Raw genomic sequence first — 26,985 nt, 5'->3', positions numbered from 1 at the left:
CTTATTGAACGGCTTTGCGCGGCGCCATTGGGTCGGCCGGCAACGTAAAAGAACGCAGATCGATCGTCGGCGCGCCATCGGCGCCCAGGCGATGATCCAGAATAAGCAGCTTGGCATTGGCCAGGCCCTGGCTGAGTTGGCCGAGGTACTGTTCCAGCACGAACGCTTTGCCTGCGGTGGCGTAAGCCTTCTGTTCAGCGGCAAAACGCAGGTCGGCGGCCTGGGCGCCGGCGTTCACTTCGCGGGCGCTGGCCTGGGCCTGGTCGCGTACCGTGCTGGCTTGCAGCAGCGCCTGATTGGTTTGCTCGCTGGCGGCTCCGCGCTCACGGGAGATCAGTGCCTGGGCGCCGATCTGCGCCGCCTGCACGCCGTGATAGGCGTTGGCCGCACCGGCCGGTGGGTGAATGGCCTCCACCACCGTAGCGAGGATTTCCACACCGCTGTCGAGCTTGTTCAGGTCTGCCTGCACCGCCCGGCCCACTTCATCGGCGAGGCTGGTACGTTGCTCACCCAGCAGTTCGTCGAGGGTGCGTGAAGCAAAGTCGTGCACGAGAATACGGCTGGCGGTGCTGCGGATCAGCGTCGGCACATCCGCGCTGTTGTAAGTGGCGGCGAGCGCAGCCTGATCGGTCAGGCCGATACGGTAGACAAAACGCACGTCCATATTGACGATTTGAAAGCTCTGCTTGTCGCCGCTGCTGCTGGCGATCACCTGGGACTTGTCATTCACATGGCTGGCGTCCCACAACCGGTTGGCAATCGTCGGCGGCGGGCCTTCGGCAGAAGCCAGTTCGGGCGTGGCGGCTTCGCTGACGCTGGTTGCCAGCTCATGCACCACGCCGTTCTCCACATTCAATACGCGCCCCAGCGGCCACGGCAAACCGGCATGCAGGCCAGGGCCGAAGACTTCAACAGGTTTACCGAAGCGTTCATAAATCCCGCGGCCTTGCAGGGGCACTTCATGCACGCCGGTCAGCGACCAGCCCACGGCGAGAACCACCAGCAACACTGGTAGAAACGCCCGGCGCATGTAGGTAAACGCCCAGATCTGGCGCAGGTCGATGCCGAAGCGGTTGTGCAATTCGTGCTGCAAGGCAAGCAGGGGTTGCGGCGGCCAGCGCAGCAGCCCGGCAATAAAACTCTGGGCCATCAAGCGCGGTTCGAGGCGCGGTTGGCGCGGGCTGAACAACGACAGCACGCCCCTGAGCAGGAACTCCAAAGCCACCAACGCCGGCAAGAGCCCCATCAGTGTCGCCAGGCGCAACGGCCAGACCGATTCGGCACCGGCAAACAACAGGCAAATTGCACTGATCACCAGGCAGATGATTGCCACGCGGCTCAATTGCGCCAATTGCGCGGCTTCCGGCCATTGCGTCAGCGTTTCCTGGGCCAGGCGGCGCTCGAACACCAGCAAACCGAAGGCCAGCGCCAACGCCAAGGCAGCGCCGATGCTGGCGGACTGGCCTACGGCGGCGGCGGGCAACGCCAGGTTCCAGAACTCGAAGATGCTGACCAGCACCAGTAGAGACCAACCGCATAACCACAATACCGGGGTGCCGATCTGCGCCAACAGGCCACTACCCAGACGCCCGATCAGCCGCGTGTAACCTTGCGTGTCCGCCACGGGCACATCGGCGCTCGGCTCTTCCAGCGACTGGGCGCGCCAATCGGACACCCACCACGCCGATTGCAACCCGGCCACCAGCACCAGCAACGCCGAGGAGCAGTTGATCAGCACCACGGGCCAGATCGATAGCGGGGCGAACAATGCGACGAACAGGGCGAGCACCCAACCCGCGACCGCCAGGGTCGTCAGGCTGATACCGGCCTGGCGCAACCGACGGGCATGGAACAGCCCTTGTTGAAAACGCGGCAGGCCCTCAACCGAAGCGCCGTCAGCTTCTAGATCCACTTGCATCCATAACACCCACCTAAAACCGATCGTTATCCTATAACAAAAAACGTGAAATTTCTGTTTGGCCATGAGGCATCGAACACGGGCTCTCAACACAGCCCGCCCTGTGAATCCAGGATCACTGCATAAACAAGTAAAAGAAACACTTAGATAAATAGTTGGCTGGAACGCTTCACTTGCTTTGCTTCACACAAAGACACGTCTATTTTATTACATAGGCGCAACTATCAGTCCTTCAGGAAGCAGAGAATTGGCCATCAGTTTCAATCCATCTCATAGCGTAAATTTTTCCTATCCAACAAATCCAGTTACACCTTCTAAGCAAGAAGTGCCACAGCATGAGACTGAAGTCCGCTCAAACGATAAATCGGCAATAGACGCAAGAAACGCCCAAGACAACTTCAACCAAATTTCCCAACGCAAGACACGCTCCGTCAACACCCCTCCGGAGAATTCTCAACCGGTCATTCATTTTCATGGAGGAGGTACATGGGATCAGTACTATCAGACCTACGGAAATCTCTGGGGATATCTTCCTCCGGAGAATCCACCCGTTCGTCAAAAAGTCGCGGATCAAGACGACTCCGCCGACGGCCTTACGTTGACCTTGGATGAATATGAACAAGAACATAAATATGAAGAGGGCGATTACAAGCTGAGCCAGACCGTATCCAAGCATATGCTAAAGCACGACCCGGCCACTGACAGTCAGCCCATGATTGACGTCAATCAAGACACGACAATTCATGGTTGGCTTGAGCAATTAAGAAATGCATTCTCCAGTAATATCCTGAAAAAGTGGTACGAGACCAATGAAATTACTCCCGGCAGTTTGAGCTACGACTCAAAATACCAAAAGGTTCAATTTGTCAGAAATGATGGAAGGACCTTGAGCATGTCGCTTGAGCAATTTTATGAGCGATACCCGACTGCTCGCCAGGGGCTTGAGCCAGTGATCGATGCCTGCAAGAAGCTGGCGCCAGAGGGAAGTGATGTGACATTCACGGCTTGGCCACAGGGCAAGGCACCGCTTGATGTGATTCAGAACTTCTATGGGATCAAGCCGCCAGAAACCAAGGAGGCCTCCACGGCATGGGGCAAAGAACTGCAGAAAATCAAGGCATTCCCGGAACACACCTTGAACCTTCCGGAGAATGACTGGGCACTCTCACGCCAGCAACGCAGGTTGCAAAATATCAACGAAGGCTTTGTGACACAGCCCAAATATGTCGTGGAATATGAATCGTCTGCCGACCAACTCCACCGGGATCTAAATGCATGGCCCCTTAAACACAAAAATCCTGCCGACTATAAGCTCTCCCAATCCATCGGCGACATAATGTCCACGATGACAGAAGACGCATTTACGAAACCGCTTCCAGAGATAACAGTTGAAAAAGGCACCTCGTTTTACCGTTGGATCGGTGTGATCAATCAGGCCTTTGAAAACAAAGCGCTTACGGAGTGGGCTAAAAAAAATAATGCCCGTGATTTCAGTTTTGACCCTGAGACTAGAACATTCCATGCCACGGTGGGCAACGAATCAAAAAGTTATACGGCCGATGAGTTCGACAAACAATTCCCGGCCTATTCCGGAGCTCTTGACCCGCTGAATGATGTAGCCAACGTGGTTGCACCTTTCCAGACCGGAATTAAACTTCGGCCGATCAAAGATGACAAGGTTCCGGTTGACATGCTCCTTAGCTTTTACGGGCTGAAGTCCATGCGCGAGATCCTGGTTGAAACACATGAAGATGCTAAGGCAAAAGCAAACTCGATCATTGATGAAAACCATCGGAACACAGCCATTTCCAACATCGACAGTACCGCCCAAAAAGAAGCTGTTGCAAAAATAAACAGGATGGGAACCCAATTAAAAAACAACGATAGCGTCTTCAGCCAGGAACCTTCATGGCGACGCGAAGATGAGACCTACGAGCACTCGCTGCGGGTCATAGAAATCACCAATTCGGAATACGGAAAGCCCAATAAACGAATGGTCATTGAATATAGCGGGCGCGACTCCGAAATTATTTATGCATAAAGGGCTCCGAACCTGAGGTTCCGCCCTCTCAACGGTGCCCGCTCGTTTGGAACGCTCGGGCACTGTTTTTTTGCTGGCCCGACTTTTGGGACAACGGGTCCGAAAGGATTTGTCCTACTTCGCAAAAACTCAAGAAACACGTGGCCAAGGTGAGCCATCACTAGAGTCCGCGGCAAGAAATCGGCACACTTCAGCACAGTTTTTCACGGGTTAACGGACAAGGAAGCGTCACCCCCCATGATTTCCATCTACCAACTCAAGCCACGCTTTCAAAACCTGCTGCGCCCCCTCGTGCAGCGTCTCTACGACAATGGCACCACCGCCAACCAGATCACCGTACTGGCCGGGGTCGTTTCCTTGCTCGTCGGCCTGCTGGTCGCAGGCTTTGCCCAACATCTGTGGCTGTTTGCGCTGATCCCTGTGTGGATGATCCAGCGCATGGCCCTCAATGCCATCGACGGCATGCTCGCCCGCGAGTTCGGCCAGCAATCGCGCCTGGGTGCCTACCTCAACGAACTGTGTGATGTGATCGCCGACAGCGCACTGATCCTGCCGTTCGCGCTGATTCCCGGCGTCAGCCTGGTACCGGTGGTGCTGGTAGCGCTGTTGGCGGTATTCAGCGAGTACGCCGGGGTCCTGGGGCCGATGGTCGGTGCGTCACGCCGCTATGACGGGCCGATGGGCAAGAGCGACCGTGCCTTTGTATTGGGCGTGCTGGCCACCGGTGTGGCGCTCGGCTGGCTCGGCGCCGGTTGGGTCGACACGCTGATGTGGCTGGTCGCCGCCCTGCTCGCCTACACCCTGGTCAACCGTGTGCGCCAGGGCCTCAAAGAAGAACAAACCTCCCCGATTGCATAAGGATTTTTGCGATGCGCGAACAGCAAGAGCACACCTTCACGACCCATGATGGCGTCGAGCTTTTCTACCGCCACTGGCCGGCCAGCGCACCTTCTAGCGATGAGCCGCGCAAGGCAATCCTGTTGTTCCATCGCGGGCACGAGCACTCGGGACGCATTGCCCATCTGGTTGACGAACTCGACCTGCCGCAATTCGACTTCTTCGCCTGGGACGCCCGTGGCCATGGCCAGTCCCCCGGCGAGCGTGGCGACAGCCCCAGCTTCGCCACCAGCGCCCGCGACGTGCAAACCTTTTGTGACCACATTGGCGCCACCTACGGCATTGCAGAAGAAAATTTCGCCGTTATCGCGCAAAGCGTCGGCGCGGTGATCGCGGCGACCTGGGTCCATGATTACGCGCCGAAAATCCGTGCCTTGGTGCTCGCCTCCCCGGCCTTCAAGGTCAAGCTCTACGTGCCCTTCGCACGCACGGGCCTGGCGCTGATGCGCAGGTTTCGCGGCAATTTTTTCGTCAACAGTTACGTCAAGGCCAAGTTCCTCAGCCACGACCCACAGCGCGTGGCGTCCTACGACAGCGACCCGCTGATCACCAAGGCCATCTCGGTGAATGTACTGCTGGGCCTGTACGAAGCGGCTGATCGGGTGGTCGCCGATGCCCAGGCGATCCAGGTGCCGACGCAGTTACTGATCTCCGGCTCCGACTTTGTGGTGCACCGCAAACCCCAGCAGCAATTTTTCGACCGCCTGGGCAGCCTGAAAAAAGAGCTGCACATCCTCCCAGGCTTCTTCCACGACACCCTTGGCGAACGCGACCGCGCCCCGGCCGTGAGCAGTGCCAAGCGCTTTATCCTGCAAAACTTCACCCAGCCGCTGGACCGCGCCTCGTTGCTGGATGCCGATAAGCTGGGCGCCACCTGCGCCGAGTCCGAAGCTCTCGCAGCGCCACTGCCGCGTAATTCCCTGCGCGACCTGTATTGGCGCATGACCCGCGCCAGCATGGGCCTGGGCAAAACCCTGTCGGACGGGGTGAAACTGGGCTTCGACACCGGTTTCGACTCAGGCAGCACCCTGGACTATGTGTACCGCAACAAGCCCAGCGGCAAGGGCGGGCTGGGCCGGATGATCGACAGCAACTACCTCAACTCCATCGGCTGGCGCGGCATTCGTCAACGCAAGCTCAACGTCGAGGAACTGCTGCGTTTGGCCATGGCCAAGTTGCGTGCCGATGATCGCCAAGTACGCATTGTGGACATCGCCGCCGGCCACGGTCGCTACATTCTGGAAGCCTTGCAGGGCGTGTCGCCGCTGCCGGAATCGATCCTGCTACGTGACTACAGCGACATCAACGTGCGCGATGGTGGCGCACTGATTCGCGAGAAAGGCCTGGGGGATATCGCGCAGTTCGTCAAAGGCGATGCCTTTGACCGGGCGGATCTGGCGACGTTGGACCCCAAGCCAACCCTGGCGGTGGTGTCGGGGCTGTATGAGTTGTTCGCCGATAACGCCATGGTCGGCGGTTCGTTGGCCGGCCTTGCCGAAGCGGTGGAACCCGGCGGTTACCTGGTCTACACCGGCCAACCGTGGCACCCGCAACTGGAATTGATCGCACGTGCACTGACCAGCCACCGCCAGGGCCAAGCCTGGGTGATGCGCCGTCGCAGCCAGGCGGAAATGGATCAGCTGGTCGAGGCCGCGGGCTTTCGCAAGATCACCCAACGCGTGGATGAATGGGGCATTTTCAGCGTGTCCCTGGCACAGAAGATCTGAACATGCGCGAGCCCGGTTTACTGAAACCTGCCGTCCTGTGGCTGCTGCTGTTGGCACCGCTGTTTTTCAGCACCTATGGCTTCGCCACTTGGGTGACCAGCCAACGCAGCGACGTCGGCACGCTGGTGTTCGGCTGGGAAACCCATATGCCATTCTGGGCCTGGACCATCGTGCCGTATTGGTCGATCGACCTGCTTTACGGCTTTTCCCTGTTGCTTCCCAACAGTCGGCATGAGTTGAAACAGCACGCGCTGCGGCTGCTGTCCGCCCAGGTTATTGCGGTCAGTTGCTTCCTCATCTGGCCGCTGCGCTTCACCTTCGAGCGGCCGGAACTGCACGGCATATTCGGCTGGCTGTTCGCCGTACTCGCCGGCTTCGACAAGCCGTTCAACCAGGCACCATCGCTGCATATCGCATTGCTGGTGATCCTGTGGGTCATGTACCAGCGCCATACCCGCGGCCTATGGCGGTGGCTGGTGCACGGCTGGTTCGCCTTGATCGGCATTTCGGTGCTGACCACTTATCAACATCACTTTATCGACTTACCCACAGGCGCTCTGGCGGGGTGGATATGTGTGTGGTTATGGCCGGTAGAGCATCCCAGCCCGCTGCTGAATGCACGACTGACCCACGACCCTCGGCGCTGGCGCCTGGGCGTGCGGTATGGCCTGGGCGCTGTGGTGCTGGTGATCCTGGCGTTTGTATTGGGCGGGGCGTGGTTGTGGCTGCTGTGGCCTGCGATAGCCCTGGGTCTGGTGAAGGCGAATTACTTCGTCCTCGGCGCGCCGGGCTTTCAGAAACGCGCCGATGGTCGGCTGACCCCGGCGGCACGCTGGCTCTATGCGCCCTACCTGGCTGGCGCATGGATAAACTCACGCCTGTGGACACGCAAGCATCCACAACCTGACCTGATTGTGGATAACGTTTGGCTAGGGCGAATTCCCACAATCCAGGAGCAAGATTCATTCACGGCCATCGTCGATCTCTGCGCCGAATTGCCGATTAATCCACAGGGCCGCGCCTATCAATCCATCCCTGTGCTGGACCTGATCGCCCCCACTCCGGCCGAGTGCCGACAAGCCGCCCAAGCCATCGAGCAATTGCGCTTGAACGGCCCATTACTGGTGTGTTGTGCCCTCGGTTACTCGCGCAGCGCCACCGCCGTTGCCGCCTGGCTGCTACATAGCCGGCGTGCCACTACGGTAGATGAAGCGCTGGCTATCATTCGTACAGCGCGGGCCGAAGTGGTCCTGCATCCCGCTCACCGTGAAGCTTTGGAGGGTCTACCCGATGCCCGCTGATATGGAACTCCAGGTTACCGCCAGCCTGCTGCGTCGTGGGCGTTCGCTGGATCAGTTATCCACAGGCCTGACGGTGCTCGGTTTTTTGTTCGGCCTGGCGCAGCTGCTGATGGCCAGTATCTCGACCGTCTGCCTATTGCTGGCCTTGTGGATGATTATCCTGGGGCTGCTGCAAAAGTACTGGGCACTGCGTGTGGCGTTTGACGCCGACCTGTTCGCCCTGCTCGCCCGCGATACCGCACGCACCCCGGACCTCGATCAGGCCCTGTTGACCCTGGGCCTGCAATCGGCCAAGCGCGTCGGCCGGCCCTGGACCGAACGCCGACGTGGCGCGCTGAAATTGCTGCGCAAACAAGCCTGGTTGCTCGGCGCACAAGCGCTGCTGACCCTGGCCGTGATTCTCGCCAGCCCTTGGCTGCCTTTCGCCGGATAAGGAACGCCCATGTTCGAACCCGTAGTCGCCACGCTGATTACTTCGATGGCCCGCACCGTCACCGGTGCCCGCAGCCTGTGGCTCGGCTGCGCCCCGGTGCCGGTGCAGCGCATCTACTTCGCCAACCACAGCAGCCACGGCGATTTCGTATTGCTATGGGCCTCGTTGCCGCAGAACCTGCGCAAATTCACGCGCCCGGTGGCCGGCAGTGATTACTGGAACGCCAGTGCCTTGCGCCGCTACATTATCAACCGCGTGTTCAACGGCGTGCTGATCGACCGCGAGCGTAAAGACCCTGTGGATAACCCACTGCAACCCATGCTCACGGCCCTGGAAGGCGGCGACTCATTGATCATATTCCCGGAAGGCACGCGTAATCTGGAAGACGGCCTCCTGCCGTTCAAGAGCGGTCTGTATCACTTGGCAAAAAGTTACCCACAGGCCGAACTGATCCCGGTGTGGATTGCCAACCTCAACCGGGTCATGCCCAAAGGCCGCGTACTGCCGCTGCCATTGCTGTGCACCACCAGCTTCGGCGCGCCGCTGCAACTGGAGGACGGCGAAGACAAGGCCGCCTTCCTCGCCCGCAGCCGCGACGCCCTGCTCGCCCTTGCTCCGGAGCACGTCTGACATGGATAGCCAAACCCTGATGTTATTCGGCGGCATCGGCGCGATCCTGGTGCTCGCCTCCCTGATCGGCCTGATCCTCAAGCTGCGCACGCGCGGCACGCCAAACGCGGTGATCGACAATCTCAACGCGCGCATCAATGCGTGGTGGGTGATGGTGGTCGTGATCGGCATCGCCTTCTGGCTCGGCACCGGCGCGGTGATCCTGCTGTTCTATGCCGTGTCGTTCTACGCCCTGCGCGAATTCCTGACCCTCACGCCGACTCGCCGCAGCGACTACCCGGCCTTGGTGGCCGCGTTCTACCTGGCGTTGCCGCTGCAATACCTGCTCATCTATTCGGATTGGTACGGGCTCTTCTCGATCTTCATTCCGGTGTACGTGTTCTTGCTCCTGCCGATCCTCGCTTCACTGGGGGGCGACAGCACACACTTCCTGGAGCGCGCCTCCAAGGTGCAATGGGGTTTGATGATCGCCGTGTTTTGCGTGTCCTTCGTACCGGCACTGCTGACCCTCGACATCCCCGGTTACGAAGGTCGCAACCTGTTGCTGATCGCCTATCTTGTGATCGTAGTGCAGTTGTCGGATGTGCTGCAGTACGTGTGCGGCAAGCTGTTCGGCAAACACAAGATCGCGCCTAACCTGTCACCCTCGAAAACGGTGGAGGGGTTTGTCGGCGGGATCCTGCTCTCCTCCCTGATCGGCGCGGCATTGTGGTGGACCACCCCGTTCAGCCCCTGGCAGTCGTTCTTGATTGCGCTGCTGATCAATTTGCTCGGATTTGCCGGCGGCATCGTGATGTCGGCGATCAAGCGTGATCGAGGGGTAAAGGATTGGGGCCATATGATCGAAGGGCACGGTGGGATGCTGGATCGACTCGATTCAGTGTGCTTCGCAGCGCCGATTTTCTTTCATCTGGTGCGCTATTGGTGGACCTGATCCCCAGGCTCCAGAAGCCCAAAAATGAAGATCAAGCATGTGGGAGCAAGCCCGCTCCCACAGTAGAATTTTGTGATGTATTCACGTCATCTTTTATCTCAAAGACGCGTGTAAGATAGCCGCACTTTGCCAGGGATGCTCACCATGTTCGATTCGTTGAAAGCGATCAGCCGCCGTATTGCCGGTGCCTTATTGACCGTGGTGGGGGCCGTTTTCGGCCAATGGCATCCGCCGCGCTGGCTACGCGCCATTGGTCAAGGCCTGGCCAACCTGGGCGGCAAGGCTCGCGCTTATCCACGCCAAGCCGGTGCAGCAGTTGTGGGTCTGGCGTTGTTGGCGGGTGCCGGTTTCTATGGCTGGCAGTGGTATTCACATCTGCCCAAACCCCATACCGTGGGTTACTCGCTGCACAAACCGAACCTGACCGATTACACCCAACCACAACCGGTTGTGGATAACTTGCAGGTGCGCTTCACCGAGTCCGTCGCCCCACTGGCAGCGATTGGCAAGCCGGTGACCCATGGCATCACCCTGAAACCAAACGTAGCGGGTACCTGGCGCTGGTCCGATGACCGTACGTTGCTGTTCGTGCCGGAAAAAGACTGGCCCATCGATGCTCACTACACCCTCGATATGGGCAAGAAAAACCTGCTGGCCGACGGCGTGCTGCTGGACCAATACAGCACTCAGTTCTCCACCCAACCGTTCCGCGCCACCCTGGCGCAAAACGAGCTGTATCAGGACCCGTCCAACCCGACACTGAAACAGCTGGTGGCGACTTTCCATTTTTCCCACCCGGTAGATGAAGAAAACCTGCGCAAACGCGTGTCGATCACCCTCGGCAAAGGTTTGGCCTACCGCGACGCGCAGTTGCCCAACCGACCGGAAATCACCTTCGACGAGAAGAAACTCAACGCTTACGTGCGCTCCGCGGCCTTGGCCACCCCACTGGAAAGTACACCGGTCAGCGCCAAGCTCGACGAGGGCATCAAGGCCCGCGACGGCGGCAACGCCAGCACGGCGCCGCTGGTGTCGGAAGTCACCGTACCCGGTCGCTACCGCCTGACCTTCACCGGCGCCGAAGTGAGTTTTGTCGACAACCAACGCGGCGAACCCGAACCGGTATTGATGTTCAGCAGCTCCAGCGCCGTGGCCGACGAGACCATCGCCGGTAAGGTCCAGGCTTGGCTGTTGCCGGAAAAAGCCCAGGACGATACGCGCCCCTATTCCGCCAACGACATCGACGACGCCCTGCTCGCCCGCAGCACCAAGGTCAACCTGACCCACGTGCCCAGCGTCGAACCCCTGAACACGCTGCACGCGTTCAAATTCAAGGCTCCGGCCGGTCGCGCACTGTATGTGCGCGTTCCCGCCAACCTGGAGGCCATCGGCGGCTATCTGGCGAAAAACCCTACGGCATCGCTGATCAGCATGCCGGCGTACCCTCGCACGTTGCAGTTCCTGTCTGACGGCGCGCTGCTCAGTCTCAACGGTGAAAAACGCCTGGGGTTCATGGCCCGTGGCGTACCCGGCGCCCATGTGGAAATCGCCCGCCTGCTGCCCAACCAGTTGCAACACCTGGTGGACCAGAGCAGTGGCAGCTTCGCCCGGCCGAATTTCAGCAACGAGTATTTTGATCGCATGGTCGAGCGCCAGGCATTGGAGATTCCCCTGTCATCCAATGACCCGGCGAAAACCGTCTACGACAATGTCGACCTCAGCCCCTACCTCACCGCCAATGGCGGCCGGCGCGGCATTTTCGTGCTCAAGCTCAGCCCGCAGGATGACCCGGCCACGCGCACGTTCGAATACGACCGCAGCAGTACCAGCGACCTGCGTTTCATCGTGGTGACGGATCTGGGCATCATCGCCAAACGCTCCAGCGACGGCAGCCACGATGTGTATGTGCAGTCCATCAGCAATGGTTCGCCGGTGGCCGATGTGCAAGTCGACATCATGGGTCGCAACGGCCTGCCGGTCGCCAGCGGTCATACCGACAGTGAAGGCCATGCGCATTTCGCCAAGCTGGATGAATTGCGTCGTGAGAAAACGCCGCTGATGTATGTGGTCACTCGCGGCAACGATCAGTCGTTCCTGCCGATTGCCCGTCAGTCCCAGCAGTTGGATTTGTCGCGCTTCGATGTCGGCGGCCTGGAAGAAGACGGCGCGATTGATCGTCTCAGCGCCTACCTGTTCACTGATCGCGGCCTCTATCGCCCAGGCGAAACCGCGCATCTGGGCATGATCGTGCGCAGCGGCAATTGGAAAGGCGCTCTGCTGGGGCTGCCGGTGGAGCTGCAAATCACCGATCCCCGTGGCCTGGAAGTGATTCGCCAGCCGTTGAAGCTGTCCGCCAGCGGTTTTGAAAGTTTCGATTTCCCCAGCAGTGAAGTCGCCCCCGCCGGGGAATACACCGCGACCTTGCAGTTGATTGGCCAGAAGCAGACACGCACCGATTTGGGCAGCGTGAGCTTCAAGGTCCGCGATTTCGAGCCCGACCGCATGAAGGTCAACCTGAGTTTGCACGACACCCCGGTACAGGGCTGGATCCCACCGGACCAGGTGGTGGCCAAGGTCACCGCCATGCACCTGTTCGGCGCCCCGGCAGCCGGCCGGCGGGTCACCGCAAAAATGTCCCTGAGCCCGACGCTCGCGGCATTTGACCGTTACCCCGACTACCGTTTCCGCCTCAATAACGGCCTGGAAGAAACCAACACCGAAGACCTGGCGGAAACCACCGTCGACGACAACGGCCAGGCCGTGCTCGACCTCAACCTACAGCGTTTTGCCAACAGCACCTATCGCTTGCAAGTGATGGCCCAGGTATTCGAAGCCGAAGGAGGCCGTAACGTCGCGGCGCAAAGCGCGTTGCTGGTGTCGCCCGCGCCTTACCTGGTCGGTGTGAAAAGTCAGGACTCACTGTCATATGTCGCCAAGGACACCCCGCGTGAAGTGCGTTGGCTGGCCGTGGCGCCAGACCTGACGCCGATGGCGGTGGACGGCCTGACCACTGAAGTGGTCGAACATCGCTATGTGTCGGTATTGGTGAAACAGTCCAATGGCACCTACAAGTACGAGTCGCGAATCAAGAACATCAGCCAGCCGGCCTCCCCGCTGACGATGACCAAGGAAGGCGCCAAGCAGGCCCTGAACACCGGCACGCCGGGGGATTTCACCCTGCAGTTGAAAGACGCCAATGGCAACCTGCTCAACCAGATCGACTACAGCGTGGCCGGGCGTGGCAACACTTCGCGTTCCCTGGAGCGCAACGCCGAACTGCAACTGCGCCTGGACAAGCGCAGCTATGCCACGGGCGATGAAATCGCCATCAGCCTGCGTGCGCCGTATACCGGTGCCGGTTTGATTACCATCGAGCGTGACAAGGTCTACACCCAGCTGTGGTTCAAGGCCGATAGCACCAACAGCGTGCAACATATCCGCGTGCCGGCCGGGCTTGAGGGCAATGCCTACGTCAACGTGCAGTTTGTGCGCGATATGGGTTCGGCTGAGGTGTACATGAGCCCGCTGTCCTACGGCGTGGTGCCGTTCAGCATCAACCTGGATGCGCGACGCATGGCGCTGAAGGTAGAAGGCCAGGAGAAGATCGAGCCGGGGCAGACCCTGGACATCAAGGTCACCGCCGACCGACCAGGCCGTGCGGTGGTGTACGCGGTGGACGAAGGCATCCTGCAAGTAGCGCGTTATCAGGCGCCGGACCCGCTGGGCTTCTTCTTCCAGAAGCGTGCGCTGGAGGTCGGTACGAGCCAGATTCTTGACCTGATCCTGCCTGAATTCAGCCGCCTGCTCAGTGGGGCGGCGCCCGGCGGTGATACCGAAGGCGCGCTGGCCAACCACCTGAACCCGTTCAAGCGCAAACATCAACCGCCCGTGGCATGGTGGTCCGGCCTGGTGGACTTGCCGGCCGGTGAAACCGTGCTGCATTACCAGGTGCCGGACAGCTTCAACGGTAAACTGCACCTGTTCGCAGTGGCGGTGGACAGCGACAGTGTCGGTGTCAGCGAGGCCAATACCGAAGTGCGTGGCCCGATTGTGATCACGCCGAACGTGCCCGCCTTCGTGGCGCCGGGGGATGTGTTCAACGTCAGCGCCGGGGTGTTCAGCAACCTCGACGCAGCGGCGGATGTGAAGTTTGAAGTGCAGACCAGCGACGGCCTGGCGGTGCAGGGCGGTAAAGGCAGCACCTTGTCGCTGCAACCACGCAAGGAAGGCACCGCCGAGTTCAAGATCAAGGTCGGCGAAACCCTCGGCTCTGCGGACCTGCGTTTTGTCGCAGTGTTGCCCAATGGCAAGCGTATCCAGGTCGCCGAAACCACGTCGATCCGCCCACTGAGTGAACACCGCGTCGCCCTGAGCCTCGGCCGTTTCGACAGCGCCAGCAAAGAGCTCAAGCCGACCCGCGAGCTGTTCAGCCAGTTGCGCGACGTGCAACTGGGCGTAGCGGCATCGCCGCTGGTGTGGGCCAACGGGCTCAAGCATTACCTGGATGACTACGGTTATGCCTGCACCGAGCAACTGGTGTCCAAGGCCATGCCGGCGTTGATCTGGGGTGGCACCGCCCCCGAAGCCGAGCAGGCATTCAGCGGCGCGGTGCGTATGCTGCGCCAGCGCCAGAACTCGGCCGGCGGCTTCGGTCTGTGGGCTGCCAACCCGGACGTGGCGCCGTACGCCAGCCTGTACGCCACCGATTTCCTGATCGAAGCCAGGGAGCGCGGGCTGCCCGTACCGGAAGATCTGTTGGTGCGTTCCAACGCTTACCTGACCGACCTGGCCAATGGTCCAAGCGAAGGTCTGTCGGAATTGCGCAACCGGGCCTACGCCAGCTACCTGCTCAGTCGGCAGGGGATCCTGGTAAGCGGCGCCCTGAGCGATATCCGCGAGCGCTACGAGAGCTACTTCAAGGACAGCTGGCAGAACGACCTGGGCGCAGCCTACCTGGCCGCCAGCTACAAGTTGCTCAAGCAGGATCGCCAGGCCGATACGCTGTTCCGTAAAATCCCATGGCGCTCGCTTGTGGATAAGTGGGACAGCGACGGCCTGTATTACGACCCGCTGGTACACGATGCCGAACACCTGCACCTGCTGGCGCGGCATTTCCCCGAGTTGCTGGACGAGGTGCCGACAGCCTTGCTGGATAAGCTCGGCAAACGCCTCAACGAGCAGCGCTACAACTCGCTGTCGGCGGCACTGCTGTTGCGTGCGCTGGATAACTATGGCCAACGTGCGCAGAGCGACATGACCCTCAAGGCCACCGCCTGGCTGAGTGACAAGCAGCAGCAATTGCTGGAGATGGCCGGCCAGCCGCCCCGCGCTGCCGTGCCGCGCACCACGCAAAAGCTGGTGATGGAGAAAACCGACGGCCCGGCCGCGTTCTACATGCTCAGCGAGGCCGGTTTCGACAAGGGCGCCAAGCTCAAGCCGATCAACAATGGCCTGGAAATCATCCACGAATACCTCGACCTCAAAGGTGAGCCGGTGAGCAAGGTCGCCGTGGGTGATGAGTTCCTGGTGCGCCTGCGTCTGCGCGCCACCGACCGTGATCAGGTGCAACAAGTGGCCGTGGTCGACCTGCTGCCAGGTGGCGTCGAGCCTGTGTATAACCTGCCGCCGGAGCCGGAGCCCGCCAGCACCGAGGAAAGTGAAGGCGACGACGCCGAGTACGTGGAAACTGCAGACGGCGACGAAGCGGCGGATACCTGGCAAGCGCCGATCGGCGAAACCGAGCTGAGCAACTGGCAGCCCGACTACGTGGACGTGCGCGATGATCGAGTGGTGTTGTACGGCACCGCGCTGCGCGACGCAGGGACCTTCGTCTACCGTGTACGCGCCACCAACGCGGGTACCTTCAATACGCCACCGGCTTACGCCGAGGGCATGTACGAAACCACCCTGCAAGGGCGCGGCAAAGTAGGCCAGCTTGAAATTACCAAGCCTTAAACGCCTGACGCCGCTGCTGGCAACGGCGGCGTTATTGGTGGGAGGGCTGGCGGGGCTGCGGTTGTGGCCCCACGCCTCGTTGGAGCAAGCGGTTACGTCGTCACGGGTGGTATTGGCTGACGACGGTTCGCTGCTGCGCATGACCCTCGCGGATGACGGGCAGTATCGCCTGTGGCTCCCACTGGAGCGCATGTCACCGTCACTGGTCGAAGCCTTGTTGCTCAAGGAGGACCGCAATTTCTATTGGCACCCGGGGATCAATCCCCCGGCGTTGCTGCGCGCGGCCATGGCCACCTACAGCGGCGGACAGCGCCAGGGCGGTTCGACCTTGAGCATGCAACTGGCGCGACGCCTGTGGGATTTGAACACCCGCCAAGTGCCCGGCAAATTGCAGCAGATGGCCCTGGCCGTTTGGCTGGAAGCACGTTACAGCAAGCACGACATTCTTGAGGCCTACCTGAACCTGGCCCCTATGGGTGGCAATATCGAGGGCGCCGAGGCGGCCAGCCGTATCTACTTCGGCAAGTCGGCGACCCAGTTGTCCTTGTCCGAGGCCTTGGCGCTGGCGGTGATTCCACAGCAGCCGGGGCGGCGCGCGCGCTTTGGGCCGTCATTGCAAAATGCGCGGCTGCGGTTGATGGCCGACTGGCGCGAGACTTATCCACAAGACCCGCGCAACGACAGTCTGCTGGAGTTGCCCCTGGAAGCGCGCAACCGCCAGCAGATCCCGTTTCTGGCGCCACACCTGAGTGAACAATTGCTGGCGTCCCAAAACGGCAATGAGTTGAACACCACCCTCAGCCTGCCCTTGCAGCAACTTCTGGAACGCCTGATCAGCGGCTTTATCGCCGAGCGGCGCAGCACCGGTGTGGAAAATGCCACGGCGATCCTGATCGACAGCCGCGACCAGAGTGTCAAGGCGCTGGTGGGCTCGGCCGATTACTTATCCACAGGCATTCATGGTCAGGTCAACGGCGTGTTGTCACGACGTTCGCCAGGGTCGACGCTCAAGCCGTTTTTGTATGGGCTGGCACTGGATCAAGGGGTGATTCATCCCATGAGCATCGTCAAGGACCTGCCAAGTAACTTCGGTTACTTCCAGCCAGAAAATTTCGACGGCAGTTTTGTCGGCCCACTGACGGCACGCGATGCGTTGATCCGTAGTCGTAATATTCCCGCTGTTTGGCTGGCCAGCCAGCTCAAATCGCCTTCGCTGTACGGTTTGCTGCAACGAGCCGGGATCAAGGGCCTGCGCAACGAGAGCCACTACGGCTTGGCCTTGGCCCTCGGCGGCGGCGAAATGACGCCCGAAGAGCTGGCACGCCTGTATGTGATGCTCGCGGGTGACGGGCACCTGCGGCCGTTGCGCTATCTGCAGGAACAACCGCAAACCACCGGCGCACAACTGCTGACGCCTCAGGCCGCCTTCATGGTGCGCGACATGCTGCGCCATAACCCGCGACCGGACGGCTTGCCGGGCCGCCATTGGCGCACCGCGTGGAAAACCGGCACGTCCTGGGGTTTTCACGATGCCTGGAGTGCCGGCCTGGTCGGCCCCTATGTGCTGGTGGTGTGGGTCGGTAACTTCGACGGTCGGCCGAACCCGGCGTTTATTGGTGCCAAGACCGCTGCGCCGCTGTTCTTCCGCATTGCCGACGCCCTGCCACTGGCTTTGCCCAACGTGGTGATCAAAGCCGACAAACCGCCCGCCGGGCTGGTGCGCATCGATGTGTGCGCAGCCTCCGGCGAACTGCCCAACCGCTGGTGCCCGCAAACCCGCAAGACCTGGTACATCCCTGGCGTGTCACCGATTCGCGTCTCCAACCTGCACCGTCCGGTGCTGATCGACACCCGCACCGGCAAGGCGGCGTGCCCGCCGTTCGATCCGCAATACACGCGTGAAGAAGTCTTCGAGTTCTGGCCCAGCGACGTACAGCGCCTGTACCGCGCCGCCGGCCTGCCCCGACGCACACCGCCCAATGTGATGAAAAACTGCCAACCCAACCGCATCAGTGATTCAAGCGAAGCGCCGCAGATCCGCTCGCCGCTGACGCAGGTCAGTTATCAACTGCGCCTGTCCCAACCACAGGAAAGCATCCCACTGAACGCCAACGCAGCCAGCGATGCGATGACGCTGTATTGGTTTGCCGACCAGACGTTGATTGGCCAGGGCTCACCGCAGACCACACTGAACTGGCGGCCGGGCAAGTCGGGAGAGTATCGGTTGCGGGTCAGTGATGATCAGGGACGCAGTGCGAGCCGGGGGTTGAGGGTGGAGTTTGTGCCGTGAACCGGCACCTCTGTTACCTGACTCAGTAAAACCGCCGGTGAAGATCCGGAAATATCATCTGTGCAAACCAGACGGGAAGCCCAGGATAGATCGAACGCGACTTTGCCGAAGGCGCTTCAACCACCCCCATATCAATCAACTTCTTAAGCTGATCACTCGCTACACGGTCATGCAAACCAGAGAAAATCTTAAAGTCCGCCCGAGCAATTTCGCCCTGAGTCAGCAAGATATGGATGGCCTTGGCCATTTCTTGTTTCACCCCGGACTCTACGAATACCCCTTCAAGCCCGATCACCCTCTCAAGTCTCTGGCGTAATGTTACAAGGTCCATCGCTTTCTCTACGTACTCCATCTGATCAATACAGACTTGCAACATGAACTCTACAAACTCGAACAACCCTCCTTGAGTCAACTGACCACGACCGTCGAGGTCCCCTCGACGAGGCTGATCAGCAGCGCGCAAGCGCCCATAATATTCTTCCTGTTTTCTCGCCAATCCTCGGGAAAGCGACCAAAGGGGTGATGCGAGCCCCAGACGCATCAGTTGCAAGTGCGTAATCATGCGCACCACTCGGCCATTCCCATCTTCAAATGGGTGAACAAACGCGAGACGATGGTGATAAGAAAGAGAGCTGAGAATGCGTGAAGTCAGGTCAGGTTGCCCGCCGTATACATGCTGTAGGCGCTTGAGCATTGGAGTGACTGACTCCCACGCAGGCGCAGCATGGTCCCCTACCAGAACATTACGTTTTGCTGTATCCCGCAATTGGCCGGGCGCGAGTAATCGACCGTCACTGAGTCGCAAGTCCTTATCGCCGGCACCTACAAAAAGCCGGCGATGTATCACAGACATAAATTCAGGGGCAAAGAAAACGCTCCAAGGCGCGTCAACTGCTTTTGGTCGTCGCACCACCCGCTCTAGCAACTCCTGAACGCCGATATGACTTTCCGCCAATTCGCGCAACTCTTTTGAGTCACGCCTCGGCACTCGCGCAGACAAGGTTACAGGCTCCGTATACTGGCCTTCGATCAGGTTGCTGTAATAGCTATTGGTGATTCGCATCAGCCCGCCGATACGCGTGGCGGTGTTTTCGGGGAGTAAGCCAGTGAGTTTTCCTGCACGGAACGACAGCGTCTCCGCCGTACGTAAAATCGACGCTGGGAAACCAGGAGATGGCCAGATAGGCTCCAACCAGTGATTTCCGGATATGAATTGCTGCGCCATTTTTCTCACCTTATTCCGATTTTTTTTCGGATCTATTTTCCCCTAATCTCCAATAATAACGGGATGAATCGACATTTTTATACAACTATTTAGTAGAGAGTTTTCCGATTTATTTTCTGATTATTTAAACCTATGCAACAAGCTCCACATAGCTCGACTCCCCTCCCCCCGTCGCCCCCGATAACCAGCCCCATTTGAAATGCAGCGTGGTATATCCGGCGGCGTCGACACCGAGGGTGCCACGCGACCAACCGCACAGCAGCTCACCTTCCACAGTCAGGCACTGATACAGCAACTCGATAGTGTCCGGGCCGGTCACTCGCCCGACTTGCGTGCCCAGCCGAATCCGACCGCCCTGGTAGGTGCCGGAAATGGCCTCGCCCTCGACCTGGTAATGAAACACCGTATCCGCGCCGGATAGCCCGTGGGCATTATTGGCGACGGTGAATCGGCGGTTGTTCAAGCGCTGGTGAATCTGGGAAGGGGTTTGCATCGAAGTGGCATCCTTGCGCGGGAAGCCTGGAGACCCAGGGCGGGTCTCCAAGGTGCAGCGGGTTACTCCACAGTCACCGACTTCGCCAGGTTACGCGGCTGGTCCACGTCGGTGCCTTTGAGCACGGCCACGTAGTACGACAGCAACTGCAGCGGGATGGTGTAGAGGATCGGCGACAGGGTGTCGTGGATGTGCGGCATATTGATGACGTGGGTGCCTTCACCGTTGGCCATGCCGGCCTTCTCATCGGCGAACACGATCAGCTGGCCACCGCGAGCGCGTACTTCCTGCAGGTTGGATTTGAGCTTCTCCAGCAGTTCGTTGTTCGGCGCCACGGTGACGACTGGCATGTCGTCATCGACCAGGGCCAGCGGGCCGTGTTTCAACTCACCGGCCGGGTAGGCTTCAGCGTGAATATAGGAGATTTCCTTGAGTTTCAGCGAACCTTCCATCGCTACCGGGTACTGCGCGCCACGGCCGAGGAACAGGGTGTGGTTCTTGTCGGCGAACAGTTCGGCGACCTTTTCCACGGTGGCATCCATCGCCAGGGCTTCACCCAGACGGGTTGGCAGGCGGCGCAGTTCTTCAACCAGGGTCGCTTCAAGGCCTTCAGCGAGAGTGCCGCGTACTTGACCCAAGGACAGGGTCAGCAACAGCAGGGAAACCAACTGGGTGGTGAAGGCTTTGGTGGAGGCCACGCCGATTTCACGACCCGCCTGGGTCAACAGGGTCAGGTCGGATTCACGTACCAGGGAGCTGATGCTGACGTTGCAGATCGCCAGGCTACCGAGGAAACCCAGCTCCTTGGCGTTACGCAGTGCAGCCAGCGTGTCGGCGGTTTCGCCGGACTGGGAGATGGTCACGAACAGGGTGTCAGGCTGCACCACCACCTTGCGGTAGCGGAACTCACTGGCCACTTCGACCTGGCACGGGATGCCGGCCAGTTCTTCCAGCCAGTAACGGGCGACCATACCGGCGTGGTAGCTGGTGCCGCAGGCGACGATCTGAACATTGCGTACTTTGGCGAACAGTTCGGCAGCCTGCGGGCCGAATGCATTGACCAGCACTTGGTTCTGGCTCAGGCGACCTTCCAGGGTACGTTGCACCACGGACGGTTGCTCGTGGATTTCCTTGAGCATGAAGTGGCGGAATTCACCCTTGTCAGCTGCCTCGGCGCCATCACGGTATTGCACGGCCTCGCGCTCGACAGATTGGCCGTTGATATCCCAGATCTGCACGCTTTCACGGCGAATGTCAGCGATATCGCCTTCTTCCAGGTACATGAAGCGGTCGGTGACCTGGCGCAGTGCCAGTTGATCGGACGCCAGGAAATTCTCACCCAGGCCCAGGCCGATCACCAGCGGGCTGCCACTACGGGCGGCAACCACACGGTCGGGCTGGCTGGCGCTGATCACGGCCAAGCCATAGGCACCGTGCAGTTCCTTGACCGTGGCCTTGAGGGCATTGGTCAGGTCGCTGTGGTCCTTGAGTTTGTGGTTCAGCAAGTGCGCGATGACTTCGGTGTCGGTGTCCGAAGTGAACACATACCCCAGGCCTTTGAGCTGTTCGCGCAGCACTTCGTGGTTTTCGATGATGCCGTTGTGCACCACAGCCAGGTCACCGGAGAAATGCGGGTGAGCATTGCGCTCACACGGCGCGCCATGAGTCGCCCAGCGGGTGTGGGCGATGCCCAGGCGACCTACCAGCGGCTCGCCGGCCAATGCCTGGTCCAACTCACTGACCTTACCTGGGCGACGCATGCGCTCAAGCTTGCCCGCGTTGGTGAAAACCGCCACGCCGGCACTGTCATAGCCGCGATATTCGAGACGCTTGAGGCCTTCGATCAGGATGGCCGTAATACTACGTTCAGCGACTGCGCCAACAATTCCACACATGGTGTTTCTCCTAGATGACTGCCGCGCATATCAGCGTAATGCCGCGGGCTTGGATCTGGTCGCGGGCCTCAGGCGGCAGGCGATCATCGGTAATTAAGGTATGGACGCTGCTCCAGGGCAGTTCCAGGTTGGGAATCTTGCGGCCGATCTTGTCGGACTCGACCATCACCACCACTTCACGAGCGACTTCGGCCATTACGCGGCTCAAGCCGAGCAATTCGTTGAAAGTGGTGGTGCCACGTTCCAGATCGATGCCGTCGGCACCGATGAACAACTGGTCAAAGTCGTAGGAACGCAGCACTTGCTCGGCGACCTGGCCTTGGAACGAGTCCGAATGCGGATCCCAGGTGCCACCGGTCATCAACAGCACCGGCTCATGTTCCAGCTCACTCAACGCACGGGCCACGTGGAGGGAGTTGGTCATCACTACCAGGCCGGGTTGATGACCCAGTTCGGGAATCATCGCGGCGGTCGTACTGCCGCTGTCGATGATGATGCGTGCGTGTTCACGCAAACGCATCACGGCCGCACGGGCAATCGCGCGCTTGTAGGTCGAGATGGGCTGAGCGGCGTCGCCGACCAGTTCCTGCGGCATGGTGATAGCACCACCGTAACGGCGCAGCAGCAGGCCGTTGCTCTCAAGGGCAGCCAGATCCTTGCGGATGGTCACTTCCGACGTTTCGAAATGCTTGGCCAATACGTCCACGCTGACTTCGCCCTGCTCATTGAGCAAGGTCAGGATGTTGTGGCGTCGTTGGGGGGTATTTCGTTTCGACATGGTGATGATAAGTTTCGGTTCGAAAGATAACGGACGCAATCAAAACCTATTGTCGAAAGATCGTCAAGCAACATTTCTTGAAAATGTGGGAGGGGAGTTTGTTTCCGATGGAGGTGTTTCAGTCGACGCCTGCGTTGACTGATCTATCTCTATCGGGAGCAAGCCCCCTCCCACACTGGAGTCTTGTTGCTGGGGAGAGTGTGGATAACTCAGCTCTTTTTGATCTTGACCGGGCGTTTCCAGCCTTCGATATTGCGCTGGCGAGCACGGGCTACGCCGAGCTGCAAGTTATCCACATCCTGGTTGATGGTGGAACCTGCAGCTGTGGTCGCGCCATTACCGACTTTCACCGGGGCGACCAGTGAATTGTTAGAGCCGATAAACACATCTTCACCCAATACAGTCTGGTGCTTGTTGGCGCCGTCATAATTGCAGGTGATGGTGCCAGCGCCGATGTTGGTGCGTGCACCGATAACCGCATCACCCAAGTAAGTCAGGTGACCAGCCTTGGCGCCTTGGCCCAGGTGGGCGTTCTTCAGTTCAACAAAGTTACCCACATGGGCTTTGGCTTCAAGCACGCTACCCGGACGCAACCGCGCAAACGGGCCTGCATCACTGCCCTCGCCCATCACCGCGCCATCGAGGTGGCTGTTAGCCTTGACCACCACACCTTTGCGCAGGGTACTGTCCTTGATCACGCAGTTCGGGCCAATCACCACGTCGTCCTCGATCACGACGCGACCTTCCAGAATCACGTTGATGTCGATGAGGACGTCTCGGCCCACGGTGACTTCACCGCGCACGTCGAATCGCGCCGGGTCGCGCAAGGTCACGCCTTGGGCCATCAGGCGGCGACCTTCGCGCAGTTGGTAGTGACGTTCCAGTTCGGCCAGTTGCTTGCGGTCGTTGGCGCCCTGCACTTCCATCGGGTCGTGAGGTTGCTCGGTAGCGACCAGCAAGCCATCGCTGACGGCCATTTCAATCACGTCGGTGAGGTAATACTCGCCCTGAGCATTGTTGTTGGACAGACGGCTCATCCAGTCAGCAAGCTTACTGGCCGGGACCGCCAGAATGCCGGTGTTGCCTTCGGTGATAGCACGCTGGGCTTCGGTGGCGTCTTTGTGCTCGACAATGGCCGCAACCTTGCCGTCGGCGTCCCGCACAATGCGCCCGTAGCCGGTAGGGTCGTCCAACTCCACGGTGAGCAGGCCCATCTGGCCGGGTACTACGTGTTTGAGCAGGCGTTGCAGGGTTTCCACTTCGATCAGCGGCACATCGCCATAGAGGATCAGCACCGTGTCGGCACTGATGAACGGCACGGCTTGTGCCGTGGCGTGGCCAGTACCCAGTTGCTTGTCTTGCAATACGAAATTCAGGTCATCCGCGGCGAGACGTTCACGTACCACATCGGCACCGTGCCCGATCACCACGTGAATCCGCTGCGGGTCCAACTGCCGAGCGCTGTGGATAACATGGCCGAGCATGGAGTTCCCCGCGACCGGGTGCAGCACCTTGGGCAGGGCCGAACGCATGCGAGTGCCCTGGCCTGCGGCGAGAATGACGATTTCAAGAGACATGAATGGCTACCAATCCTGGGCGGTCCGAGTTCAGACCAAAGAAGTGTTTTACAAAAAAAGAAAAAGGGTAGCCGAGGCTACCCTTTTTAATCAATCGCGCATGAAGCATGACGGCATGGCCGTTTACTTCTTGCGGATCTGCTGGAGCGTGCGCAGCTGAGCTGCAGCCTCGGCCAGACGTACAGCAGCAGCGCTGTAGTCGAAGTCCGCACCCTTTTCGTTCAGGGCCTTCTCGGCAGCCTTGACGGCTTCCTGAGCGGAGGCTTCATCCAGGTCGCCAGCACGTTGCACAGTGTCGGCAAGTACCTTGACCATGTTCGGCTGAACCTCGAGGAAACCACCAGAGATGTAAAACACCTCTTTTTCCCCGCCTTGCTTGGTCAGAGTGATCGGACCTGGCTTCAAGCTGGTGATCAACGGCGCGTGACCCATGGCAATACCAAGGTCACCGAGTTCGCCGTGTGCAATCACCATCTCTACCAGACCGGAGAAGATTTCCCCTTCCGCGCTGACGATATCGCAATGGACTGTCATAGCCATCTGATTGCCTCAACCTGATGAGCGCCCGTTTCCGGGCGCCTGGATTACAGTTTCTTGGCTTTCTCGATCGCTTCTTCGATGCCGCCGACCATGTAGAACGCTTGTTCTGGCAGGTGGTCGTAGTCACCGTTGAGGATGCCTTTGAAGCCAGCAATGGTGTCTTTCAGGGAAACGTATTTACCCGAAGCACCGGTGAAGACTTCAGCCACGAAGAACGGCTGCGACAAGAAACGCTGGATCTTACGAGCACGGTTTACCAACTGCTTGTCGGCTTCCGACAGCTCGTCCATACCCAGGATCGCAATGATGTCCTTCAGTTCTTTGTAACGCTGCAGCACGTACTGAACGCCGCGAGCGGTGTCGTAGTGCTCCTGGCCGATCACGTTCGGGTCCAGCTGGCGCGAAGTCGAGTCGAGTGGATCGACCGCTGGGTAGATACCCAGGGAAGCGATGTCACGGGACAGAACGACGGTGGCGTCCAAGTGGGCGAAGGTGGTCGCAGGCGACGGGTCGGTCAAGTCATCCGCAGGTACGTATACCGCTTGGATCGAGGTGATCGAACCTTCCTTGGTCGAAGTGATACGTTCTTGCAGAACGCCCATCTCTTCAGCCAGGGTCGGCTGGTAGCCTACTGCCGAAGGCATACGGCCCAGCAGTGCGGATACTTCAGTACCGGCCAGGGTGTAACGGTAGATGTTGTCGACGAACAACAGTACGTCGTTACCTTCGTCACGGAACTTCTCGGCCATGGTCAGGCCAGTCAGTGCTACGCGCAGACGGTTTCCCGGCGGCTCGTTCATCTGACCGTAAACCAGTGCCACTTTGTCCAGAACGTTGGAGTCCTTCATCTCGTGGTAGAAGTCGTTACCCTCACGAGTACGCTCACCCACACCCGCGAACACGGAATAACCGCTGTGCTCGATGGCGATGTTACGGATCAGTTCCATCATGTTTACGGTCTTGCCTACACCGGCACCACCGAACAGACCGACTTTACCGCCTTTGGCGAACGGGCAAACCAGGTCGATAACCTTGATGCCGGTTTCCAGCAGATCGTTGCCGCCAGCTTGCTCGGCGAACGAAGGTGCTGGACGGTGAATGCCCCAGCGCTCTTCGGTGTCGATCGGGCCAGCTTCGTCAATCGGGTTGCCCAGTACGTCCATGATCCGGCCCAGGGTCGCTTTACCGACCGGTACGGAGATGGCTGCGCCAGAGTCGACAACGTCCAGACCGCGCTTCAAGCCTTCGGTGGAACCCATCGCAATGGTACGAACTACGCCGTCGCCCAGCTGCTGCTGAACTTCCAGAGTAGTGTCCGCGCCTTGTACTTTCAGCGCGTTGTAGATGCTCGGTACGTTGTCGCGTGGAAATTCCACGTCGATAACGGCGCCGATGATTTGAACGATACGTCCGCTACTCATAGCTGGATCCTCTGAATATTTGAACCGTTAAACCGCGGCAGCGCCGCCGACGATTTCCGAGATCTCTTGGGTGATCGCAGCCTGACGCGCCTTGTTGTAGATCAGCTGCAAATCGCTGATCAGATCACCGGCGTTATCGGTAGCGTTTTTCATCGCGATCATCCGCGCCGCTTGTTCAGCTGCGTTGTTCTCGACCACCGCCTGGTACACCTGCGACTCCACGTAGCGCACCATCAAGCCGTCAAGCAGCTCTTTGGCGTCTGGTTCGTAGAGGTAGTCCCAGTGGTGCTTGAGTTCCTGATCCGGAGTCGCCACCAGTGGAATCAATTGCTCCACGGTTGGCTGCTGGGTCATGGTGTTGATGAACTTGTTGGATACCACGGAGAGACGGTCAATCCGGCCTTCCAGGTATGCATCCAGCATCACCTTCACACTGCCGATCAAATCATTGATCGACGGCTCTTCACCCAGGTGGCTGATAGCTGCAACGACGTTACCGCCGAAGTTACGGAAAAAGGCCGCACCCTTGCTACCAACAACACACAGATCGATCTCGACGCCCTTTTCGCGGTTTACCGCCATGTCCTTGACCAGGGCCTTGAACAGGTTGGTATTCAAACCACCGCACAAACCACGGTCACTGCTCACAACCACATAACCAACGCGCTTGACTTCGCGGTCGATCATGAACGGGTGGCGGTATTCCGGGTTGGCGTTGGCCAGATGCCCAATTACCTGGCGGATACGCTCCGCATAAGGACGGCTAGCAGCCATGCGCATTTGTGCCTTGCGCATTTTGCTGACCGCCACTTTTTCCATGGCGCTGGTAATTTTTTGCGTGCTTTTGATGCTCGCAATCTTACTGCGAATCTCTTTTGCGCCTGCCATGTAACACCTATCAGGTTAGCAAGCGGGAGCCTTGCGGCTCCC

The 26,985-nt window shown here is 59.5% G+C and carries 18 protein-coding genes; 9 read left to right on the top strand and 9 right to left on the bottom strand.

Annotated features, from left to right (window positions below; genetic code table 11):
* Position 1 precedes the first annotated feature (1 nt).
* Complete coding sequence (hflK, locus tag JBE38_RS10800; RefSeq protein WP_205344280.1) at positions 2 to 1,918, bottom strand: protease modulator HflK; 1,917 nt, start codon at positions 1,916 to 1,918, stop codon at positions 2 to 4.
* A 247-nt stretch (positions 1,919 to 2,165) separates the two neighbouring features.
* On the opposite strand from hflK, the gene JBE38_RS10795 reads away from it, so the two are divergent.
* The 9 genes from JBE38_RS10795 (at position 2,166) to pbpC (ending at position 18,126) form a co-directional block, all read left to right on the top strand.
* Positions 2,166 to 3,959 carry a hypothetical protein gene (locus tag JBE38_RS10795; RefSeq protein WP_205344279.1) on the top strand — a complete coding sequence of 598 codons (1,794 nt, stop codon included), beginning with the start codon at positions 2,166 to 2,168 and terminating at the stop codon, positions 3,957 to 3,959.
* 237 nt (positions 3,960 to 4,196) lie between these two features.
* On the top strand, positions 4,197 to 4,817 hold the full coding sequence (locus JBE38_RS10790; RefSeq protein WP_205344278.1) for a CDP-alcohol phosphatidyltransferase family protein: 621 nt from the start codon (positions 4,197 to 4,199) through the stop codon (positions 4,815 to 4,817).
* 11 nt (positions 4,818 to 4,828) lie between these two features.
* The gene (locus JBE38_RS10785; RefSeq protein WP_205344277.1) at positions 4,829 to 6,583 is read left to right on the top strand and encodes a bifunctional alpha/beta hydrolase/class I SAM-dependent methyltransferase; all 1,755 of its coding nucleotides are present in this window, start codon (positions 4,829 to 4,831) and stop codon (positions 6,581 to 6,583) included.
* Between the two features lie 2 nt (positions 6,584 to 6,585).
* Positions 6,586 to 7,884 carry a phosphatase PAP2/dual specificity phosphatase family protein gene (locus JBE38_RS10780; RefSeq protein WP_205344276.1) on the top strand — a complete coding sequence of 433 codons (1,299 nt, stop codon included), beginning with the start codon at positions 6,586 to 6,588 and terminating at the stop codon, positions 7,882 to 7,884.
* Entirely contained in the window at positions 7,874 to 8,317 is a 444-nt protein-coding gene (locus JBE38_RS10775) for a hypothetical protein (RefSeq protein WP_090367841.1), read from the top strand. The genes JBE38_RS10780 and JBE38_RS10775 overlap by 11 nt, the downstream gene beginning before the upstream one ends.
* A 9-nt stretch (positions 8,318 to 8,326) precedes the next feature.
* Entirely contained in the window at positions 8,327 to 8,947 is a 621-nt protein-coding gene (locus JBE38_RS10770; protein ID WP_060756586.1) for a lysophospholipid acyltransferase family protein, read from the top strand.
* Position 8,948: 1 nt separating this feature from the next.
* Positions 8,949 to 9,881, top strand: coding sequence for a phosphatidate cytidylyltransferase (locus JBE38_RS10765; RefSeq protein ID WP_060756585.1), 933 nt, complete (start codon positions 8,949 to 8,951; stop codon positions 9,879 to 9,881).
* A gap of 144 nt (positions 9,882 to 10,025) precedes the next feature.
* The gene (locus JBE38_RS10760; protein ID WP_205344275.1) at positions 10,026 to 15,836 is read left to right on the top strand and encodes an alpha-2-macroglobulin; all 5,811 of its coding nucleotides are present in this window, start codon (positions 10,026 to 10,028) and stop codon (positions 15,834 to 15,836) included.
* Complete coding sequence (gene pbpC / locus JBE38_RS10755; RefSeq protein ID WP_205344274.1) at positions 15,817 to 18,126, top strand: penicillin-binding protein 1C; 2,310 nt, start codon at positions 15,817 to 15,819, stop codon at positions 18,124 to 18,126. The genes JBE38_RS10760 and pbpC overlap by 20 nt, the downstream gene beginning before the upstream one ends.
* Positions 18,127 to 18,148: 22 nt before the next feature.
* Here the strand turns inward: pbpC and JBE38_RS10750 are convergent, their stop codons facing one another.
* The 8 genes from JBE38_RS10750 to atpG all read right to left on the bottom strand — a co-directional run bounded on the left by JBE38_RS10750 (position 18,149) and on the right by atpG (position 26,943).
* Positions 18,149 to 19,351 carry a Fic family protein gene (locus tag JBE38_RS10750; protein ID WP_081087084.1) on the bottom strand — a complete coding sequence of 401 codons (1,203 nt, stop codon included), beginning with the start codon at positions 19,349 to 19,351 and terminating at the stop codon, positions 18,149 to 18,151.
* 130 nt (positions 19,352 to 19,481) lie between these two features.
* Positions 19,482 to 19,844, bottom strand: coding sequence for a hypothetical protein (locus JBE38_RS10745; protein ID WP_104995072.1), 363 nt, complete (start codon positions 19,842 to 19,844; stop codon positions 19,482 to 19,484).
* 62 nt (positions 19,845 to 19,906) lie between these two features.
* Complete coding sequence (glmS, locus tag JBE38_RS10740) at positions 19,907 to 21,739, bottom strand: glutamine--fructose-6-phosphate transaminase (isomerizing) (RefSeq protein ID WP_090367819.1); 1,833 nt, start codon at positions 21,737 to 21,739, stop codon at positions 19,907 to 19,909.
* 10 nt (positions 21,740 to 21,749) lie between these two features.
* Complete coding sequence (locus tag JBE38_RS10735; RefSeq protein ID WP_090367817.1) at positions 21,750 to 22,517, bottom strand: DeoR/GlpR family DNA-binding transcription regulator; 768 nt, start codon at positions 22,515 to 22,517, stop codon at positions 21,750 to 21,752.
* A gap of 209 nt (positions 22,518 to 22,726) precedes the next feature.
* On the bottom strand, positions 22,727 to 24,094 hold the full coding sequence (gene glmU / locus JBE38_RS10730) for a bifunctional UDP-N-acetylglucosamine diphosphorylase/glucosamine-1-phosphate N-acetyltransferase GlmU (protein ID WP_090367815.1): 1,368 nt from the start codon (positions 24,092 to 24,094) through the stop codon (positions 22,727 to 22,729).
* Between the two features lie 123 nt (positions 24,095 to 24,217).
* Positions 24,218 to 24,634: a F0F1 ATP synthase subunit epsilon gene (locus tag JBE38_RS10725; RefSeq protein ID WP_003177061.1), complete on the bottom strand. Its 417-nt coding sequence runs from the start codon at positions 24,632 to 24,634 to the stop codon at positions 24,218 to 24,220.
* Between the two features lie 44 nt (positions 24,635 to 24,678).
* A complete protein-coding gene (gene atpD, locus JBE38_RS10720; RefSeq protein WP_060756579.1) occupies positions 24,679 to 26,055 on the bottom strand; it encodes a F0F1 ATP synthase subunit beta in 1,377 nt (458 codons plus the stop codon).
* A 27-nt stretch (positions 26,056 to 26,082) separates the two neighbouring features.
* Complete coding sequence (gene atpG / locus JBE38_RS10715) at positions 26,083 to 26,943, bottom strand: F0F1 ATP synthase subunit gamma (protein WP_010207685.1); 861 nt, start codon at positions 26,941 to 26,943, stop codon at positions 26,083 to 26,085.
* Between the last annotated feature and the right edge of the window lie 42 nt (positions 26,944 to 26,985).

This window comes from Pseudomonas sp. ICBG1301 (assembly GCF_016918385.1).
Taxonomy (GTDB): Bacteria; Pseudomonadota; Gammaproteobacteria; order Pseudomonadales; family Pseudomonadaceae; genus Aquipseudomonas; species Aquipseudomonas palleroniana.
The sequence above is the reverse complement of the archived record's forward strand: the minus strand, read 5'-3'. Positions and strand labels throughout refer to the sequence as shown.

Coding starts and splice junctions, on each gene's coding strand:
- hflK (WP_205344280.1), bottom strand. CDS start 1,918: ATGCAAGTGGATCTAGAAGCTGACGGCGCTTCGGTTGAGGGCCTGCCG.
- JBE38_RS10790 (WP_205344278.1), top strand. CDS start 4,197: ATGATTTCCATCTACCAACTCAAGCCACGCTTTCAAAACCTGCTGCGC.
- JBE38_RS10785 (WP_205344277.1), top strand. CDS start 4,829: ATGCGCGAACAGCAAGAGCACACCTTCACGACCCATGATGGCGTCGAG.
- JBE38_RS10780 (WP_205344276.1), top strand. CDS start 6,586: ATGCGCGAGCCCGGTTTACTGAAACCTGCCGTCCTGTGGCTGCTGCTG.
- JBE38_RS10775 (WP_090367841.1), top strand. CDS start 7,874: ATGCCCGCTGATATGGAACTCCAGGTTACCGCCAGCCTGCTGCGTCGT.
- JBE38_RS10770 (WP_060756586.1), top strand. CDS start 8,327: ATGTTCGAACCCGTAGTCGCCACGCTGATTACTTCGATGGCCCGCACC.
- JBE38_RS10765 (WP_060756585.1), top strand. CDS start 8,949: ATGGATAGCCAAACCCTGATGTTATTCGGCGGCATCGGCGCGATCCTG.
- JBE38_RS10760 (WP_205344275.1), top strand. CDS start 10,026: ATGTTCGATTCGTTGAAAGCGATCAGCCGCCGTATTGCCGGTGCCTTA.
- JBE38_RS10750 (WP_081087084.1), bottom strand. CDS start 19,351: ATGGCGCAGCAATTCATATCCGGAAATCACTGGTTGGAGCCTATCTGG.
- JBE38_RS10745 (WP_104995072.1), bottom strand. CDS start 19,844: ATGCAAACCCCTTCCCAGATTCACCAGCGCTTGAACAACCGCCGATTC.
- glmS (WP_090367819.1), bottom strand. CDS start 21,739: ATGTGTGGAATTGTTGGCGCAGTCGCTGAACGTAGTATTACGGCCATC.
- JBE38_RS10735 (WP_090367817.1), bottom strand. CDS start 22,517: ATGTCGAAACGAAATACCCCCCAACGACGCCACAACATCCTGACCTTG.
- glmU (WP_090367815.1), bottom strand. CDS start 24,094: ATGTCTCTTGAAATCGTCATTCTCGCCGCAGGCCAGGGCACTCGCATG.
- JBE38_RS10725 (WP_003177061.1), bottom strand. CDS start 24,634: ATGGCTATGACAGTCCATTGCGATATCGTCAGCGCGGAAGGGGAAATC.
- atpD (WP_060756579.1), bottom strand. CDS start 26,055: ATGAGTAGCGGACGTATCGTTCAAATCATCGGCGCCGTTATCGACGTG.
- atpG (WP_010207685.1), bottom strand. CDS start 26,943: ATGGCAGGCGCAAAAGAGATTCGCAGTAAGATTGCGAGCATCAAAAGC.